The organism is Pseudomonas sp. Irchel s3f10, assembly GCF_900187515.1.
GTDB lineage: Bacteria > Pseudomonadota > Gammaproteobacteria > Pseudomonadales > Pseudomonadaceae > Aquipseudomonas > Aquipseudomonas tensinigenes.
Window position 1 is genome coordinate 61842 of record NZ_FYDZ01000009.1, and the last position, 18424, is coordinate 80265.

Below are 18424 nucleotides of genomic sequence, written 5' to 3' on the forward strand. Positions count from 1 at the left end.
CGACAAGGCTAGTCATTCCAGGTGACAGTTGCGTGACGGCTATGTGAAACGCGGCGTGGGAAGCGTCCTACAACTTTGCACAATTGGCCGACTGCCCAAACCGGCTTTTGCGCTTATACTAGCGGCCTTAATGCCCGGGCCCCGATGCCCGCGACAGTACATATCCAAGGAGTTTTTCTATGCGCTGGAGCTATCCGCTCGCTCAGCTAAGTGTATGTGCCGGCCTGTTGCTGGCGCCGTTCGCCACTCAGGCGGCAACGGAAGAAGACCCTTGGGAAAGCGTCAATCGCCCGATTTTCCAGTTCAATGACTTCGTTGACACTTACGCGCTGAAGCCATTGGCCCAGGGCTATGAGTTTGTCACGCCGCAGTTCCTCGAAGACGGCATCCACAACATGTTCCGCAACGTCGGTGACGTCACCAACCTTGCCAACAACATCCTGCAAGCCAAACCGGCTGCTGCGGGCGTCGACACCGCTCGCCTGATCTTCAATACCACTTTCGGTCTGCTCGGCTTCTTCGATGTCGGTACCCAGATGGGCCTGAACCGTAGCGACGAAGACTTCGGTCAGACCCTCGGTTACTGGGGCGTAGGTAGCGGTCCGTACGTGATGCTGCCGCTGATGGGGCCGAGCACGTTGCGCGATGCGCCGTCCAAGTACGTCGACAGCTACACCGGTATGTACCGCTACATCGACCACGTGCCTACGCGTAACTCGATCTTCGGTCTGAACATCGTCGACACCCGCGCCAGCCTGCTGTCGAGCGAGAAGTTGATCAGCGGCGACAAGTACACCTTCATCCGCAACGCTTACTTGCAGAACCGCGAGTTCAAAGTGAAGGATGGCCAGGTCGAAGACGATTTTTAATCTCGACCGGTAAAAACAAAGGCGACCTCAGGGTCGCCTTTTTTGTGTGTAGCTATTTCATCTTCAGGATGGTCAGGCCGAGCTTCTGGCCGCCGCCATCCTGTGGCCTGATCCACACCACTTCGGTCTCGGCTTCAAGGCCGCTGAGTGCGGCGTGATCGGAGTCGATGCGCACGCTCAAACGATCACCGACCGCGAACTGGCGCGGTGCTTCGACCTGCATGCCACTGCTGGAGAGGTCGATGCAAACGCCTGAAACCTCATCGCCTTCATGAATCAACACGACATCGGCATCGACTCGCATGCGGATGAAATCGCGCTTTTCGCTGTAGTCCCGACTGGTTTGACTCATAGGTTCGTCCTTCCATTGGGTTACGGTTTGAGCTGTTCTTATAACTCTCGGTGATTTGACAAGTAAAGTCGTCAAGCGACCATCGGCGCATGCTTGAAACGCTCTGCGGATGGGAGTACCGTCTGCGCCTTAGAAGGGCACCTCTGGTGTAACCGCGTTTGCAGCCAATGCTCGAAAGCGGTGCAGTAGAGAGGCTAGAAAGCGAATCCAGTAGTCTGCGCAGGGCCGAATGCCCCGCCAACTACGCCAACCTAATTCTGGCGCCGTTTGCCCACATGCCAAAAACCAGTGCCACGCTGCTGATAATCGATGATGACGAAGTAGTGCGCGCGAGCCTCGCGGCCTATTTGGAAGACAGTGGTTTCAGCGTCCTGCAGGCCAGCAACGGCCAACAGGGTCTTCAGGTATTCGAGCAAGACACGCCCGACCTGGTCATCTGCGATCTGCGCATGCCGCAGATGGGCGGTCTCGAACTGATCCGTCAGGTCACCGAGCGGTCGCCGCAGACGCCGGTGATCGTGGTGTCGGGTGCCGGCGTTATGAACGACGCGGTCGAGGCCCTGCGCTTGGGCGCGGCGGACTACCTGATCAAGCCTCTCGAAGATCTGGCTGTGCTCGAGCACTCTGTGCGCCGGGCTCTGGATCGTGCGCGCCTGCTGGTGGAAAACCAGCGCTACCGCGAGAAGCTGGAAAAGGCCAACCGCGAGCTTGAGGCCAGCCTGAATCTGCTCCAGGAAGACCAGAACGCCGGTCGCCAGGTGCAGATGAACATGCTGCCGGAAAGCCCGTGGAGCATCGACGAGTTCAAGTTTGCGCATCAGATCATCCCGTCGTTGTACCTGTCGGGGGATTTTGTCGACTATTTCCGTGTCGACGAGCGCCGGGTGGCTTTCTATCTGGCGGATGTATCCGGTCATGGCGCCTCTTCAGCCTTCGTCACCGTGCTGCTGAAGTTCATGACCACGCGCCTGTTGTTCGAATCCAAGCGCAACGGCACCTTGCCGGAATTCAAGCCTTCGGAAGTCCTTGGTCATATCAACCGGGGGCTGATCAGTTGTAAGCTGGGTAAACACGTCACAATGGTCGGTGGAGTCATCGACGAGGAGACCGGTTTGTTGACCTATAGCATCGGCGGCCATCTGCCGTTGCCTGTGTTGTACACGCCTGACAGTGTTCGTTATCTCGAAGGGCGTGGTCTGCCAGTTGGCCTCTTCAATGAAGCCACCTACGAAGACCACGTGCTTGAGCTGCCGCCGACGTTCAGCCTGACGCTGATGTCCGATGGCATTCTGGATCTTTTGCCAGAACCTACGCTCAAAGAAAAAGAAGCCGCTTTGCCTCAACGGGTGAAGTCGGCGGGCGGCAGCCTGGATGGTCTGCGGCAAGTGTTTGGATTGGCCACGCTAGGGGAGATGCCGGATGATATCGCCCTGTTGGTGTTGAGCAGGAATCTTTAATGAGTACCGGTAGAATCCAGTTCGCCGAGCAGGACGGCACCTTCGTCCTGAAATTCGTCGGTGAAGTTCGCCTGACCCTGTGTTCGGCGTTGGATGCGACTATTGAGAAAATCTTCACCGCGCTGAATTTCAACGCGATCGTGATCGATTTGACCGAAACCCGCAGCATCGACAGCACGACGTTGGGCCTGTTGGCCAAACTGTCGATCCTGTCGCGGCAGAAGGTCGGCCTGCTGCCGACTGTCGTCACCACCCACGAAGACATCACCCGTCTTTTGCAATCGATGGGTTTCGAGCAGGTGTTCAACATCGTCAACCACCCGGTGCCATGCCCGGAGTGCCTGGACGACCTGCCAGATCAGGACCAGTCGGAAGAAGTGGTACGGATCAAGGTGCTCGAAGCGCACAAGATCCTCATGGGCCTCAACGACTCCAATCGTGAAGCGTTCCATGATCTGGTGAATGCCCTCGAGCGGCATTGATCCACTGAATTGAAGGTAGGCCCTGCTGGCCTCATCGCGAGCAGGCTCACTCCTACAGGGTTATTCATTCGACACATAATCGCGATCAGACCACAGATCCCTTGTAGGAGTGAGCCTGCTCGCGATAGCGCCCGCAAGTACACTGAACATTTCCAGCAAACACAAAAAAGGGCGAACCTGTGAAGGTTCGCCCTTTTTGCATTTCCCTAACTCAAATCACAGCTTGGCCTGCAGCAGCGCCTCGAGCTTCTCCTGGTCGCGAGCAAACTGACGAATGCCCTCAGCCAGCTTCTCAGTGGCCATCGCATCTTCGTTGGACAACCAGCGGAATTGCGCTTCGTTGAGGCTCAGACGGGCTTCACCGGCGTTGCCCGGGGCCAGTTTGCGCTCCAGCTTGCCGGTGTCGGCCGCCAGCTTGTCGATCAGGTCCGGGCTGATGGTCAGGCGGTCGCAGCCGGCCAGTTGCTCGATCTGGTTGAGGTTGCGGAAGCTCGCGCCCATGACCACGGTTTTGTAGTCGTTGGCCTTGTAGTAGTTGTAGATGCGGGTCACCGACTGTACGCCCGGATCATCAGCACCGGTGTAGTCGTTGCCGTTGGCCTTCTTGTACCAGTCGTAGATGCGGCCCACGAATGGCGAAATCAGGAACACGCCAGCGTCAGCGCAAGCGGCGGCCTGAGCGAAGGAGAACAGCAGGGTCAGGTTGGTCTGGATGCCTTCCTTCTCCAGCACTTCGGCGGCGCGGATGCCTTCCCAGGTCGAGGCGATCTTGATCAGTACGCGATCACGGCCAATGCCGGCCTTGTCGTACAGCTCGATCAAGCGATGCGCGCGTTTCAGCACGGCGTCCTTGTCGAACGACAGGCGTGCATCCACTTCGGTGGAGATGCGGCCCGGAATCACTTTGAGAATTTCCTGACCCACTGCGACGCCGAAACGGTCGCTGGCCAGGCCGACATCGCCTTTGCAGTCGCTGACGCAGGCGTTCAGCAGCTCGGCGTAGGCCGGAATGGCTGCCGCTTTGAGCAGCAGGGAAGGGTTGGTGGTGGCGTCGACCGGTTTGACCCGGGAGATCGCTTCGAAGTCGCCGGTGTCGGCAACTACGGTGGTGAATTGTTTGAGTTGTTCCAGCTTGGAAGTCATGGGCGTGCTCTGTCCTATGGGTCTGATGACATTACCCGAGCGCTGACGGCCACTCAAGGGTAGGTGCGTGTATCGATGGCCCCTGCAGCAACAACCTGAAAACGATTGTTTGAAAGGCGGGGCGCGGTATCGATGAATACGATGCCAAAACGGCCAACAGGTTCAAAGCAGCCGACCTGCGTACAGGCCGGTTGTGCATGCGCTACTGGGCGTTCAACAGGGCTTCGACGGACATACGTGCCGGTTTCGGCTGACCGTCAGAGGTCAGCAGGCCGAAGTTCTTCTCGCGATCGTTGCTGCCCGAATCACTGTTCTTCCATTCGTAGATGGAGGTCAGCGGGATGTTGAGTTTTTTAACATCGCCAATAAACGCGTTGATCTTGCTCGCTTGGCCCTCTGCACCGCCGTTGGAGGCCAGTGCCGAGACACCCCACTCACTGATGATTCCGGGCACATGAAAGTTCTGCTGAATGAAGTTCTGCGCGTTGCTGATCTGCGTAGCCGTCATGCCATAGGGGTGATAGGACACGGCGCTCAGGCATTTGGGGTATTCGCTGACGATGCGGCTCAGTGCCACCGTTGAAGCAGAACCTGCGCTAGGTGGGCGGGCGAAACCGTAACCGACCACTGGCGTCGATAGCGGCTGTTCTTGCAGCGCCTTGCACACACCGCTCATGAACGGCACAAACGTGGTGTCGAAATTGCGCGTCGGCCAGTAGGTTTCCAGGTCCGGTTCATTCCATAACTCGATCGCCACCAGTTGCGCGCTGTACGACTGTTGAAGCCCCGTCACGGCTTTGGCGAAGCCTTCGCCGGCGGTGGTCAGCTCGGCGCTCGATGTGGCGGGCAACGCCTTGATCGCGCGGACCGTCAGCAACACCGGCAGACCCGCAGATTGCGCCGCCGCAAAGGCGTCGCTGATCTGTTTCTGATAAGCCTTGGCGGTCAGGCTGTCGCTCCACACACCGAAGCGGACAAAACCGAAGCCTGCCGATTTGATCTGCGCGGCGTCGGCGGCCGTGAAGTTCTGGATCTTCACCTGCACGCCGATGTTCTTCGCCGGAAGGTTGGGAAACAGTTCGCTGGCGTGAGCCTGAGTTGTAGCCCCGGCCACCATCAGTGCCAACGCGCCGAGTTTTTTGAGATGTGTTGTTTTCATGTCTGCTCTCCCGAAGAGAAGTGACAACTGCGAATAAATGATCTCGTTGCTCAATTTTCGAGTGAGGTGATGGCACTAAGTGCGCGAATGTTATTTTTTGTCGGAAAACAATCGGCCGAAAATCACAGTTATTTTTAGTCCGTTAATAGTGGTTGGGGGGCTTTTAAACGCTGTGGTACTTAATGCTTCGGTACTAACAGGGCGAATCTATTTCCGAGTGAAGAAAGATCTGAGGGTTCATTAAATTGCTCTTGGGATGTTGGCCGTTTGACATTACACAGGAAAGTAAAACCTTGTTCAGAAAGATCCTTGTCGTTTGCGTGGGCAATATATGCCGTAGTCCGACGGCAGAACTGATGCTGCGTAACGCGCTGGCCCCCTCAGCGATCACCGTCTCCTCCGCAGGCCTGTCGGCACGGGTGGGCGAGGGCGTCGAAGCGTCCGCCCGGCAAGTGCTCGAAGACCATGGCCATAACGCCGAAGGCTTCATCGCACGGCAACTGACCGCAGACATCGTCAATGAATCAGACCTGATTCTGGTCATGGAAAAACAGCATGTTAATCAAGTATTGAAGATTGCCTCTCATGCGAGGGGCAAAGTATTTCTCCTCGGCAAGTGGCAGAGCGAGCGCGAAATACAAGATCCGTATCGTCAAGGCAAGGCCGCTTTTATTCATGCCCATGCATTGATTGAAGATGCTGTCAGCTCATGGGCACAACGCCTCGCGCGTTGATGAATATTCTTCAGATCAATGAATGGTAAGAACAGACTTATGCAGTTACCGTCCGTCATCGGCACCCGCGACAATGATCAAGACAGTATTGATCTTCTCGGCATATTCGGCAGTTTGATCGACCAGAAATGGTTGATCGGCGCGCTCACCGGCGCCTTCATGGTTACCGGTGTGGCCTACGCAGTGTTGGCCACGCCCGTGTATCTGGCGAATGCGCTGGTGCAGGTCGAGCCGAAAAAGAACGACATGCTCGGGTTCTCCGACCTCAACAGCATGCTCGGTGGGCAATCGCCGTCGGTGACCGAAATCGGCATCATCAAATCCCGCGCGGTGATCGGCAAAACTGTCGACGACTTGCGCCTGGACATCGATGTCACCCCCAATACCTTCCCGATGATTGGCGGCTTTCTCGCCCGGCGTTATCGCGGCGAGACCGAGACCAGCGTCGCCGCCCCGCGTTTCGGCCTGAATAGCTACGCCTGGGGCGGTGAGCGTCTGGAGTTCGCCCGGCTCAATCTGCCGAAAGAGCTGTTGGGCAAGAAACTCACCCTGATCGCCGGCGAACAGAAGCACTTCCAGTTACTCGATGACAACGACAACCTGCTGGTCGAAGGCGTGGCTGGTGAAGCCTTCGCGCAGGATGGCGTAGAAGGGCAGATCAGCCAGTTGCTGGCCAACCCCGGCACCCGCTTCGAGGTGGTGCGCAACCCACGGATCGTGACCATTCAGGGTTATCAGGACGCGCTGGATATCTCCGAGCAGGGCAAGGAATCGGGGATTATCAAACTGGCGCTGGCCAGCAGCGACGCCGCTGAAGCGGTGAAGATTCTCAACAAGATCGCCGCGCTTTATGTCGATCAGAACGTGCGTCGTACCTCGGCGGAAGCGGCGCAGAGTCTGGCCTTCCTGCAGAGCCAGTTGCCGCAGGTCAAACGTGATCTGGCCAAGGCCAGCGATGCGCTGAACGCCTATCAGACCCACGGCAAGACCGTGAACATCTCGCTGGAAACCCAGTCGGTGCTCGGTCAGTCGGTGGCGCTGGAAACGCGGATCTCCGAGCTGAAAATGCAGCAGGCGGAGATGGACCGCAAGTTCACCAAACAGCACCCGGCCTATCGCGCGTTGATGAGCCAGATCGGCGAACTGACCCAGCAACAGAAGTCGCTGGAAGGCAAGGTCGGCGATCTGCCCGCGACGCAGCAGGAATTACTCAACCTGACCCGCGATGTCGAAGTCGCTTCGCAGATCTACACGCAGTTGCTGAACAAATCCCAGGAGCTGGACATCGTCCGCGCCGGTGCCGTGGGTAACGTGCGTCTGGTCGATGCGGCGGATGTCGACCTGACCAGCCCGGTCAAACCGAAAAAAGCCCTGATTGTGCTGATTGCCACCTTCCTCGGCGCTTTTGTCGGCGTGGCGCTGGTGCTGCTGCGCAAATCCCTGAGCCGTGGTCTGGAAGGCCCGGAAGCCATCGAACAACTCGGTTTGCCGGTGTACGCGTCGATCCCGTACAGCGCCTTGCAGGATGAAGAAGACAACAAAAAAGGCCGCGCCCGCGATGGTGTCGACAAACCGGCGTACCTGTTGGCCCTGCGCAATCCCACGGACCTGTCGATTGAATCGATCCGCAGCCTGCGCACCTGCCTGCACTTCGCCGGGCTCGATTCGACCAACAACCGCATCATGATTTCCGGGCCGAGCCCGCAAGTGGGCAAGACCTTCGTCTCGTCCAACCTCGCGGCGGTCATGGCCCTGAGCGGCCAGCGCGTGGTGCTGATCGATGCCGACATGCGCAAAGGGCACCTGCACAAAACCCTCAACACGCCGATTACCAACGGCTTGTCCGACCTGCTGGTCAAGCGCTGCAGCATCGATCAGGCGATCAACAAAATCGAAGTCGACAACCTGCACTTCATCAGCCGTGGTCAGGTGCCACCGAATCCGTCCGAGCTGTTGATGCACGCCAACTTCCGCGAGCTATTGGCGGAACTGAGCGAGCGCTACGACCTGGTGATCATCGATACGCCGCCACTGCTGGCGGTGACCGATGCCGCGATTGTTGGCCGTGAAGCCGGGATCAGCCTGATCGTCACGCGCTTCGGGGTGAACCCGGCCAAAGAGATCGAACTGACCATCCGCCGCTTCGCGCAGAACGGCATCGAGTTGAAAGGCGCAGTGTTCAACGGCGTCGAGAAGCGTGCGGCCAGTTACTACGGCAACGGCGGCAACGGTTATTACAACTACGAATACGCGTCCGACAAATCCTGACTGTCAGCGACTGTTTTTTCCTGTTTGAAGTGGGTGATTTGTGAAGAAAATACTGCACGTGGCAGAGACGATCAAAGGTGGCGTCGCGACGGTGATCCGGACGATTTCGGCTTCGCCCGAAGGCGATGCGGCGAACTACCAGCTGGTGTATCTGGTTCCGGATGATCAGGCCAAAGAGTTGCACGGCATCGGCGCGCAACAGATCCGCACCTTCCCGCGCACCGGGCGCAATGTGCAGTCGTTGCTGCGTTTCGCCTGGCGCCTGACCCAGGTCATGCTCAAGGAAAAACCCGACGTGGTGCATCTGCACAGCACCTTTTCCGGAGTCATCGGCCGATGCGTTTGTGTGCTGTTGCGACCGTGGCGCAAGCCGAAAATCGTCTACTGCCCACACGCGTTTTCGTTCCTGATGGAAAGCTCGCCGACCAAGCAGAAAGTCTATGCGTGGATCGAGCGAGTACTGCAGAAAGTCACCGACGTGATCATTTGCGTCAGCCAGTACGAACTCGACAAAGCCGCGCGCTTCGGCATCGAGCGCAAGCGCATGAAGCTGATCTACAACGGCATTCACCGCAGGGATGACGCGCCGAAAGCGGCGAGTCCCGAGCCGATTCATCTGCTCTTCGTCGGTCGCCTCGATTATCAGAAAGGCTTCGACGTGCTGCTCAAGGCCTTCGCCAACGTGCAGCGCAAAGACTTGAAACTGACCGTGGTCGGCAGCGCGGTGAACGAGGACTCGGTGGAGTGCCCACCGATGGACTCTGTTGAATACCTGCCATGGGTCACGCCGAGCGAGGTGCAGGCGCTGTACCAGAAAGCCGATGCGCTGATCGTGCCGAGTCGCTGGGAAGGTTTCGCCATGGTGCCGCTGGAAGGCATGGCCATGGGCTTGCCGGTGATCGCCAGCAACTGCACCTCGCTGCCTGAACTGGTCACCAATGAAGTCTCCGGTTATGTGTTCCCGTCCGGCGATCACCAGGCGTTGGCCGACGTGCTGACGATCATCCAGAAGCCGCGCCTGCTCGACCTCGGCAACGAAGGACGGAGCATCGTCCGCGAGCGTTTCAGCGCCGCGTTGATGATTCGCCAGACCTACGACCTGTATCGCGCTCCCACTTTTTAAGTAGAACTCAAGCATATGAACGTAACGATTTTGCATGGCTACAGTGCCTCCAACTCCGGTGACGGCTTGCTCGTCGATCTGGCCATTGCCCTGGTGCAGCGCAACTTTGGCGAAGACACCGCGATCAGCGTGGTCGCTTCCGATCCGGATTCTTTCAGCTACTTGCCGCACCCGCGTTTTGACGCACCGGTGATGGCGGCCAAGGGTTTGGGCCGGGTCAAGCAAGCGGTGTTTCTCAATCAGTCCTACGCCGGGCTGGCGGATCTGCTGAAGAAAACCGACCTGATCGTCGGTGTCGGCGGCGGCTACATGCGCTCGAAAAGCGCCTTCGAACACATCAAGCTGAAACTCGGCCACGCCAAGCAACTGGAAACCGCGATCCTCAGCAAAGTGCCGTCGGTGTACCTACCGCAAAGCATCGGCCCGTTCCACGGCGAGAGCAGCAAGATCGTCGAGCACTATGCCAGCGCCGATGCGGTGTTCGTGCGCGACAATCGCTCTTCGGCGATTTTCGATGCCTGTGCCAACGTCTACCGCGCGCCGGATCTGGCGGTGCAGTCGCTGGCGAGCAAAATCCTTCAGCAAGCGAAGTTCACCCGCTGCGCGTCGTCGCCAGCCACGGTGTGCGTAGTGCTGCGCAAGCCGCCGGAGTGGAGCAAGGAGAAGAAAGTCGCTTACGTAGCCAATCTGAAAGTGCTGCTGCAGCGCCTGAAGAACAAAAGCAAAGTGGTTTGCGCCGTACAGAGCGCGGTGCGTGGCAACGATGACGGTGCGTTCTATCGCGAGCTGGGCATTACCGAAGACTTGCTGTCGTTGAAGGCGACGATTGCCAAATATCAGCCGGACCTGGTGATTTCCGTGCGCCTGCACGGCGCCATCGAATCGCTGCTCTCCGGCGTGCCGGCGTACCACATCAGCTATGAACGCAAAGGCTTTGGCGCCTATCAGGACATGGGCGTCGAGGACTGGGTGATCAACGGCGGCGACATCAATGTCGACACCATCATCGACACGGTTTACGCGCCGAATGCGCTGTCGAATTTCGGCAAACGCCTGACCGACACCTGCCGTGAAATCGAGGCGAAAACCGTGGCCATGGACGACATTATCAAGGGTGTCGTTCGATGATATTTCGGCTGCTGCTTCGCGGCGGAGCGTTAGGCGCGAAGTTTTTGCTGGTGTTGGCGATCACCCATTACCTCGGGTATGAGGCGCTGGGTTTTTACGGCGTGGTGGTCGCAGCGTCGCTGATTGCGTCGAAGTTCTACAGCGTCGGTTTCAGTTCCGAGATCAATCGCTTGATCAGCGTCGGCGGCAGTTCGCGCCGCGTGGTCGACAAGGTTTTGCTGCTGTATCTGGCGGTGGGGCTGGTGCTGTCGGTGGTGACGGTGCTGATTTATTCACTGTTCCAGACAGTTGAAGCGCCGGCCGCGCTGATCCTCTGCGTGACGCTGGTATTGCTCACTGAGCACCTGTCGTTCGAGATCAATTCGTTCGTGTTTTCCGCGCAGAAAGCCACAGCGGGCGCGTTGCTGTTCTTCATCAAGACCGGTCTGTGGGCGGTGTTGGCGGTGGGCGGGATGATGCTCGATTGGGTGTCGGGAATCGCCAGTGTGTTGTGGCTGTGGGTCGCCGCCAACGTGCTGGTGATCATCGCCGGTTACCTGATCGTGGTGAACGTGCACAAGGGCCGGGTTGCCGGCACGTTGGCTACGGCCACGGTGTGGAAGGCCGGTTTGCCGTTCTACCTCGGCACCGGGCTGATCGCGCTGAGTCAGTACGCCGAGCGCTTTCTGATCATCGACCTGGAACCCTACGCCAGCCTCGGTAAATATGTGTACGCGTGGTCGGCGGCGAATACCTTGCAGGCGTTGTCGTATGCGGTGGTGGCGGTGGTCGGGATTCCGGTACTGGCCAAGCGTTTTCAGGCTGATCAGCAGGCATTCACGGTCAAGCAACTGTTCATCAACAAGTGGGTGATGCGCTCGCTGGTCGTGTCGGCTGCGGTGGCGGTGGCGATCTATGTGTTTTTCAACGTGGTGCTCGATTACGTCGCCACCAGCGTGCCGCGTCCGGACAACGCGATCCTCGGCGTACTGATTTTCTCCTTCGCCTTGCGCGCGATTGGCGACATCGTCTGGGGTGGTCTGATTGCTTCGAAAAACAGTCGGGTGTCACTGGCCAGCGCGGCGATTTGCCTGCTGGTGTCGGTGCCGGTCAGCTATCTGTTGATCAAGCACTATTCGATCTACGGCGCGGCGTGGGGCAATGTCTTCGCGATCATTGTGCAGCTCGGTGTAATCGCCGTACTGACCCGCGTGACCGGTGCGAAGAAGGCTGCCGTGTCATGGGCCTGAAACTGCCGTGCATCGAGTTTCGTGGCAAGAGACTCGATTCGTATGTCTCGTTCCTGATCCTGTTCACCGGGCTGTTTCTCTCGGTGGCTATGCCGCTGTTGATCCCGCGTGATCCGGGGCCGGATGCGATGACCTTGTGGTCGTCCTACGCCCGTGCCGACAACTGCAACTTCTGGAACCCGTTCTCGCCGGATCGCTCGTCCTACGAGTGTTCGGCGTTCCTGCTGCGGCCCACCGGGATCAATCTGACCAATGCCTGGGCCTACGGCATGTTCTGCAATTTTTTCCTCACGGCGATACCGGTGGTGGTGTTTCGGCGCATGCCGTTGGCGATCTTCGGCACCCTGTGTCTGTGGGGGATTGTGCGCTCGTTCTTCCTGGAGAACCTGACCAAGGAAATCATTGTGTCGGTGGCGGTATTGAGCATTCTGCTCAGCTCGCTGACGCGTAAATATCGCGGCGGTTTTTTCCTTTCGGCGGTGATCTACGGCGTGCTGATTCGGCCCTACTGGATTCTGTTTTCGCTGTCGTGGGTTGGCGTCTGCGTGATGAAAAAATACGTGTCGCGCACGACGTTCTTTCTGATGCTGTTCCTGTTTTATCTCGCGGTAGCGATGTCGATCCAGCTCGCACTGGGCTTTCCAGTGTCATCGATTCGCGCCAGTAACAACGAACTGCGCACGGCGGGCGAGGAGGGCTCGAAATCCTTGATCGTGTCGTGGCTCAGCGGCAGCGACTTCGTTTCGCAGGCGCTGGACTCGATGATCATCTTCTTCCGTTTGTCGTTCCCGGTGGAGCTGATTCTGTTGTCCGGCCCGGGTCAGGTGATCTTCGTCGCATTGATGATCATGACCGCGCTGCTGCTGTTCAAAGTCATCACCTCGACTGATTACAAGGGCGCACCGATCCAGACCAAACCCAAGGAACTGATCGCGATCCCGCTGGCGTTTCTGCTGGTGCAAGGGCTGTTCGAGCCGGACTTCGGCTCCTTCGCCCGGCACTTCTCGATGGTGGTGCCGGTGTTGTTCGTTGGCCTGGGCTTGATGCTGCGGGCGAACAAACCGGTGCAGGTCGAATCACGAATTCTGAATTGAGGCAGGTGCTTTATGTCGAGCAATAAAAAGTCCCTGGAGATTGAAACCCTGCGTGGCCTGGCGTGCCTGTTGCTGGTGCTCTATCACGTCATCGGGCCGTTGGGTGGCGGGTTGAAGATCGATATCGGCTCGCCGTTCCGGGTCATCGCCGATTCGATGGTGTACGTGCGTATGCCGCTGTTCACGTTCATCTCCGGGTACATCTATTCGATCTACAAAATTCGTGGCAACGACTTTTCCGCGTTCTTCAGCGGCAAGGTGCGGCGCTTGATCGTGCCGCTGTTTTGCGTTGGCGTGCCGTTCTCGGTGTTGCAAGCGGTAGGGCCGGGGGTGAACAAGGACGTCGGGGTGATCGACGCGTTGTTGTCGTTCTGGGTGCCGATCAACCACTTCTGGTTCCTGCAAGCGGTGTTCATCATTTTCATGTTCGTCGGACTGCTGGAGTGGCGCGGGATGTTGCGTTCGGCGACGCGGTTGTATGGGCTGTTTGCGTTTGCGGCGCTGCTGTTTTTGTTGCCGCCGTTCAAGTTCGATGCGTTCGGGATTAATGGTGCGATTTATCTGTTGCCGTTTTTCGTGGCGGGGATGATTGGGCAAGAGAACGTCGACGCGTTGAAGCAGCGCTTCAAGGTGATCGGGCCGTTGGTGTTTGTGTTGATCTCGCTGACGCTGTTGTATGTCGCGGCGATTGATCGTGAGTTGATTGTTGATCGTCGCAGTCTGATCGGGTTGACCGTGGGTTGCGTGTCTTGCATCGCCTTGCTGTCGAGTGATGTGCGCTCGAAGGCGCTGACGTGGCTCGGTGGTTATTCGTATGCGATTTTCCTGTTTCATGTGTTGTTTGCGGCGACGTCGCGGTTTGTGCTGGGGCGGTTGGGGGTGAAGGATGAGAGCTTGCTGGTGCTCGGTGGCTTGAGTTGCGGCTTGCTCGGGCCGGTGGTGTTGTCGATGATTTTCAGTCGGTTCAATTTCACTTCGGTGTTGTTCCTTGGTGAGCGGGCGGCGAAGAAGAAACCGTTGGTGCCGGTCACTCCGGTGGTGCAGACCCAAAGCAGCTAAAAGCTTCGCGAGCAGGCTCGCTCCCACAGGTTTACTCGGTGTACACAGATTTAGCGGATGATCGCGTTAAATGTAGGAGTGAGCCTGCTCGCGATAGCGTTGTGTCAGTCAATGCATTTGTATTGGATAGACCGCTATCGCGAGCAGGCTCACTCCTACAGTTGATCTCTGTACACCCAAGCATTCAGTGGGCCATTTCAGACTGAAGGAAAATTTTGCATGTTGGCAGTAGATGATGCGCAACCCGTCGCAGCGTCGGTGGTTCAGGTGGGTGATGCCCGCGAGCGTTTCGCGCAGTGGCGTGAAGGCAAGGCTGGCAAGGTGTTGTCGGTCTCGGTGATCGGCGACAGCTACAGCGCCGGCCAGGATTTCTATCTGAACAAACTGGTGCAGCGCGTGGCCGGGGAGGTGGGTTTTGCCGGGCCGGGTTATGTCGGCTTCAACCACGGCGCGGCGCTGGGCGGCACACATTTCAAATACACCCGCAGCAGTGACAAGTACTTTGGCGGCGACTGGAAGGTTTCAGACCTGGGGCAAGCGAGCCCGGACAGCCGCACGGTGACAGGCCGGCCCGGTGCATGGTTGCAAGTGGATGCGAGTCCGACGCCGCGCATCGATACCGCTGTCACTCAGGCGAAACTGCTTTACCTCGGCACCGGCGAATCCTCTGAGATCCGTTACCGCTGGTCACCTTCAGAAGATTGGCAGCCGATGACGCTGACAGGCGCCGGGGTTCAGGAAGTGCCATTGGCAGGCCTGTCTGCAGCGAAAGACTGGTCCTTCAAACTGGAAGTTGTGAAGGGCGCGCCGACGTTGTTCGGCCTGTGGATGAGCAACGATCAGAATGGCGTGCGGGTTTCGAAACTGGCAGCCTCCGGTGCGGCCTCGGCGGACTTCTATCACAAGGATCCGCAATGGCAAGTGCAGTGGAAAGCTGCGGTGTCGAAGATCCCCGCGGATGTTTACCTGATCATGCTCGGTGGCAATGATCAGGGCTTCGGCGTAAAGCCCGCGCAGTATCTGCAGAACGTTCAGGGGCTGGTGGGCATGCTGCGTGAGATTCAGCCGCAGGCGAGCATCAACCTGATCATGCGCCAGGACACCACGCGCTCCAGTGCGTATCCGATGTCGGCGTATGCGCAGGTGCTTGAACCGTGGGCGCGCGAGCAGCATCTGGGGTATGCCAACCTGCAATGTGCGTTCGGGCCGGACGTCAAACGCTACGCGGCGGCGATGATTGGCCCGGACAAGATTCACCCGGTGCCGGCCACAGGCGGGAAGGTGATTGCTGATTATTTTTATGGCTGGATCACTGGCACCCAAAGCGGTTGCGAAGCTTCGCCACACTGATCGTTCCCACGCTCTGCGTGGGAATGCCGCCCGGGACGCTCCGCGTCCCCTCGCTGTGTGACGCAGAGCGTCACTGGATGCATTCCCACGCAGAGCGTGGGAATGATCAGGTGAGGGGAGTTATTCGAAGGCGTCGACCTGCTCGAGCAATTCCGCAATCTTCTGCGGCATCAGCCGCGTATCGCACCGTGTCTCAACGTTAATGATGATCGCCGGATCGTTGCAGCAAATCCGCACGCGAAAACGCCAGTCACCGAAGATCACCTTCAGCCCATCGCGATCATCCATCTCCAACGCCTGCTCGCCATAGAGCTTTTTCAAATGCGCGAGCAGCGGATACGGATCGCGCAACGGCCGGCGAATATCACCGGACGCCGGAAACACGCCAATCCGCTCCACCAGCAGAATCGTGCCCAGCCAGGTTTCGTTGGCGCTGGGCAACGGCTGATGGCGGGACAACCAGCTCATCACCCCGAGGTTACCCACCTCGCGTTCAATCTCTACGGAATGTTGTGCAATGTTCATGGTGGCCTCGTTGGGTGAAGGGAGCCGTCTCAGCGGCCCTTGAGATAAACGTTTTCGTAGCAGAAATTGGTCGCCTGCAAGTAACCCTCGGCGTCACCGCAGTCAAAACGCAGGCCTTTGAATTGGTAGGCCAGCACGCAACCGTTCTGCGCCTGCTTCATCAGCGCGTCGGTGATCTGGATCTCGCCGCCCTTGCCCGGTTGGGTGTCGGCGATCAGGTCGAAAATGTCCGGGGTGAGGATGTAGCGGCCGATGATCGCCAGGTTCGACGGCGCGTCCTGTGGGGCCGGTTTTTCCACCATGTTGTTGACCCGATAGATGCCGTCGGACATCAGTTCGCCGGCAATCACCCCGTACTTGTGAGTCTGGTCGGCCGGGACTTCCTGGATGGCGACGATCGAGCAGCGGAATTTCTTGTACAGCTCAATCATCTGGGTAAGTACGCCGTCACCTTCCAGGTTCAGGCACAGGTCGTCGGCCAGCACCACGGCAAACGGCTCGTCGCCGATCAACGGGCGACCGCTGAGAATTGCGTGGCCCAGACCTTTCATTTCCACCTGACGGGTGTAGGAGAAGGTGCAGGTGTCGATCAGCTCGCGGGTGCCGGCGAGGAACTTCTCTTTCTCGGTGCCGCGGATCTGGTGTTCGAGTTCGTAGCTGATGTCGAAATGGTCTTCCAGCGCACGTTTGCCGCGACCGGTGACGATGGCCATGTGTTGCAGACCGGCGTCCCGCGCTTCTTCAACGGCGTATTCGATCAACGGCTTGTTGACGATCGGCAGCATCTCTTTCGGCATGGCTTTGGTAGCCGGAAGGAAACGCGTGCCATAGCCGGCAGCGGGGAACAAACATTTACGAATCATAAAAGTATCCTGGACAGTCATGGAACACAGGCGACGGATGCGCGCACTAATAAAGGGCGTGCAAGTTCAATGTTGGATTGAAGGCTTACTTTAATACCTGAGTCAGGTTATTAATGGCAAATGCGAGTGACGGTAAAACACGACAATGTTATGAGATGTCGGTAAGTGCGTTGTTAGTTATTTTTAGTCGGTATCTGTTGATAGTGATGAGCGCACAGGGAGTGCTAATAAGTACCAAGCAATACAGTGTGACCTGCAAAAATATTTATTGCCAGTCATTGAACTAGTTTTGTTTTCGGTTGTTGTCGCCTGTTTGTGTGGATTGTGACACATCTTCAATAAATCAGGCTTGACACGCTACTTGTCACTCATCCAAAGACGGATAGCACTATGAAGATTCTGGTAACGGGTGGTGCCGGCTATATCGGCTCGCATACCACACTTGCATTGCTTGAAGCAGGTTATGAAGTTGTTGTACTGGATAATCTTTGCAACAGCAGTGAAGCCGCGTTGCACGCCGTTGAAGGCATTTGCGGAAAGAGCGCCTGGATGATCCGTGGCGATGTCTGTGATCGGGCACTGCTCGACCGGATTTTTCGCGAACACAACATCGAAGCGGTGCTGCATTTTGCCGGCCTGAAAGCGGTCGGCGAGAGCGTGCGCAAGCCGCTCGAGTACTACGAGACCAACGTCAGCGGCAGCATCAATCTGTGCCAGGCAATGGCGGCGGCGGGGGTGTTCCGCTTGGTGTTCAGTTCGTCGGCCACGGTGTATGGCGAGCCTGAGCAGATGCCGATCCGCGAGGATTTCCCCACTGGCAATCCGACCAATCCTTACGGCCAATCCAAGCTCATCGTCGAGAATGTCCTGCGCGACCTCAGCCAGGCCGAGCCGCGCTGGAGCATCGCCTTGCTGCGCTACTTCAACCCGATCGGCGCTCACCACAGCGGCCATATGGGCGAAGACCCCAACGGCATCCCGAATAATCTGGTGCCTTACATCAGCCAGGTCGCGGTCGGCAGCCTCCAGGAGTTGTCGATCTTCGGCAACGATTACCCAACCGTCGATGGCACCGGCGTGCGCGATTACATCCACGTCGTCGATCTGGCGGACGGCCATTTGAAGGCGCTGCAGTCCATTTCCGAACGCACCGGTATTCATACCTGGAACCTCGGCACCGGCGATGGCTACAGCGTGTTGCAAGTGCTCCACGCGTTCGAGCAGGCCTGCGGGCAACCGGTGCCGTATCGGATGATGCCGCGCCGTTCCGGGGATATCGCCGAGAGTTGGGCCGACGCCTCCAAAGCTGCGAAGGAACTTGGCTGGAAAGCCACGCGCAACTTGCAGGACATGGTCACCGACACTTGGCGCTGGCAATCGAACCATCCCAAAGGCTACTTGGAATGATGGCCATTTAGTCCAATGTTATTTTCAGTCAGCTTGTTAGATAACGTCGGGAAATTACACTGGCAAAGCCTTTTGCAAGTCCGTAGATATAAACCTGCCGTTCGACTTTTATCAGTTGGGTAAGACTGTGAAAGAACAACGGATCTTGTTCGCGCTTTTTGCGGACTTGAACTCACCACCGC

The 18424-nt window shown here is 57.9% G+C and carries 17 protein-coding genes; 12 read left to right on the top strand and 5 right to left on the bottom strand.

The annotated features are described in order from the left end of the window. Nucleotides 1-179 precede the first annotated feature (179 nt). A complete protein-coding gene (locus CKW17_RS19340) occupies nucleotides 180-869 on the top strand; it encodes a VacJ family lipoprotein (protein ID WP_095121066.1) in 690 nt (229 codons plus the stop codon). A 52-nt stretch (nucleotides 870-921) separates the two neighbouring features. Here CKW17_RS19340 and CKW17_RS19345 read toward each other — a convergent pair whose 3' ends face one another. After that, the gene (locus CKW17_RS19345) at nucleotides 922-1221 is read right to left on the bottom strand and encodes a PilZ domain-containing protein (RefSeq protein ID WP_095121067.1); all 300 of its coding nucleotides are present in this window, start codon (nucleotides 1219-1221) and stop codon (nucleotides 922-924) included. 275 nt (nucleotides 1222-1496) lie between these two features. On the opposite strand from CKW17_RS19345, the gene rssB reads away from it, so the two are divergent. Next, nucleotides 1497-2678 carry a two-component system response regulator RssB gene (rssB, locus tag CKW17_RS19350; RefSeq protein ID WP_095050481.1) on the top strand — a complete coding sequence of 394 codons (1182 nt, stop codon included), beginning with the start codon at nucleotides 1497-1499 and terminating at the stop codon, nucleotides 2676-2678. Next, entirely contained in the window at nucleotides 2678-3160 is a 483-nt protein-coding gene (gene rssC, locus CKW17_RS19355) for an anti-sigma factor antagonist RssC (protein WP_003226553.1), read from the top strand. The genes rssB and rssC overlap by 1 nt, the downstream gene beginning before the upstream one ends. A gap of 216 nt (nucleotides 3161-3376) precedes the next feature. Here the strand turns inward: rssC and tal are convergent, their stop codons facing one another. Then, entirely contained in the window at nucleotides 3377-4303 is a 927-nt protein-coding gene (gene tal, locus CKW17_RS19360; protein WP_038362268.1) for a transaldolase, read from the bottom strand. A gap of 202 nt (nucleotides 4304-4505) precedes the next feature. Beyond that, complete coding sequence (locus CKW17_RS19365) at nucleotides 4506-5462, bottom strand: cellulase family glycosylhydrolase (RefSeq protein ID WP_095121068.1); 957 nt, start codon at nucleotides 5460-5462, stop codon at nucleotides 4506-4508. A gap of 293 nt (nucleotides 5463-5755) precedes the next feature. On the opposite strand from CKW17_RS19365, the gene CKW17_RS19370 reads away from it, so the two are divergent. The 8 genes from CKW17_RS19370 (at nucleotide 5756) to CKW17_RS19405 (ending at nucleotide 15447) form a co-directional block, all read left to right on the top strand. Beyond that, entirely contained in the window at nucleotides 5756-6196 is a 441-nt protein-coding gene (locus tag CKW17_RS19370) for a low molecular weight protein-tyrosine-phosphatase (RefSeq protein ID WP_077573818.1), read from the top strand. Nucleotides 6197-6235: 39 nt separating this feature from the next. Next, nucleotides 6236-8464 (top strand): polysaccharide biosynthesis tyrosine autokinase, encoded by a 2229-nt coding sequence (locus CKW17_RS19375; protein WP_095121069.1) that lies wholly within the window; start codon nucleotides 6236-6238, stop codon nucleotides 8462-8464. 40 nt (nucleotides 8465-8504) lie between these two features. Further along, nucleotides 8505-9587, top strand: a complete 1083-nt coding sequence (locus tag CKW17_RS19380; protein ID WP_095121070.1) for a glycosyltransferase — start codon at nucleotides 8505-8507, stop codon at nucleotides 9585-9587. A gap of 15 nt (nucleotides 9588-9602) precedes the next feature. Further along, the gene (locus CKW17_RS19385) at nucleotides 9603-10715 is read left to right on the top strand and encodes a polysaccharide pyruvyl transferase family protein (protein WP_095121071.1); all 1113 of its coding nucleotides are present in this window, start codon (nucleotides 9603-9605) and stop codon (nucleotides 10713-10715) included. Next, entirely contained in the window at nucleotides 10712-11944 is a 1233-nt protein-coding gene (locus CKW17_RS19390; protein WP_095121072.1) for a polysaccharide biosynthesis C-terminal domain-containing protein, read from the top strand. The genes CKW17_RS19385 and CKW17_RS19390 overlap by 4 nt, the downstream gene beginning before the upstream one ends. Then, on the top strand, nucleotides 11935-13038 hold the full coding sequence (locus CKW17_RS19395) for a hypothetical protein (RefSeq protein WP_016986717.1): 1104 nt from the start codon (nucleotides 11935-11937) through the stop codon (nucleotides 13036-13038). The genes CKW17_RS19390 and CKW17_RS19395 overlap by 10 nt, the downstream gene beginning before the upstream one ends. A 12-nt stretch (nucleotides 13039-13050) precedes the next feature. Further along, nucleotides 13051-14097, top strand: a complete 1047-nt coding sequence (locus CKW17_RS19400; protein WP_095121073.1) for an acyltransferase family protein — start codon at nucleotides 13051-13053, stop codon at nucleotides 14095-14097. 219 nt (nucleotides 14098-14316) lie between these two features. Beyond that, the gene (locus tag CKW17_RS19405; RefSeq protein WP_095121074.1) at nucleotides 14317-15447 is read left to right on the top strand and encodes a GDSL-type esterase/lipase family protein; all 1131 of its coding nucleotides are present in this window, start codon (nucleotides 14317-14319) and stop codon (nucleotides 15445-15447) included. Nucleotides 15448-15567: 120 nt separating this feature from the next. Here CKW17_RS19405 and CKW17_RS19415 read toward each other — a convergent pair whose 3' ends face one another. Together CKW17_RS19415 and galU are read right to left on the bottom strand one after the other, a co-directional pair. After that, complete coding sequence (locus CKW17_RS19415) at nucleotides 15568-15972, bottom strand: mannose-1-phosphate guanylyltransferase (RefSeq protein WP_064392785.1); 405 nt, start codon at nucleotides 15970-15972, stop codon at nucleotides 15568-15570. A 29-nt stretch (nucleotides 15973-16001) separates the two neighbouring features. Then, nucleotides 16002-16835, bottom strand: coding sequence for a UTP--glucose-1-phosphate uridylyltransferase GalU (galU, locus tag CKW17_RS19420; protein ID WP_093433753.1), 834 nt, complete (start codon nucleotides 16833-16835; stop codon nucleotides 16002-16004). Nucleotides 16836-17225: 390 nt separating this feature from the next. Here galU and galE point away from each other — a divergent pair, with 390 nt between their 5' ends. Then, entirely contained in the window at nucleotides 17226-18242 is a 1017-nt protein-coding gene (gene galE / locus CKW17_RS19425; protein WP_095121076.1) for a UDP-glucose 4-epimerase GalE, read from the top strand. The last annotated feature ends 182 nt before the right edge of the window (nucleotides 18243-18424 follow it).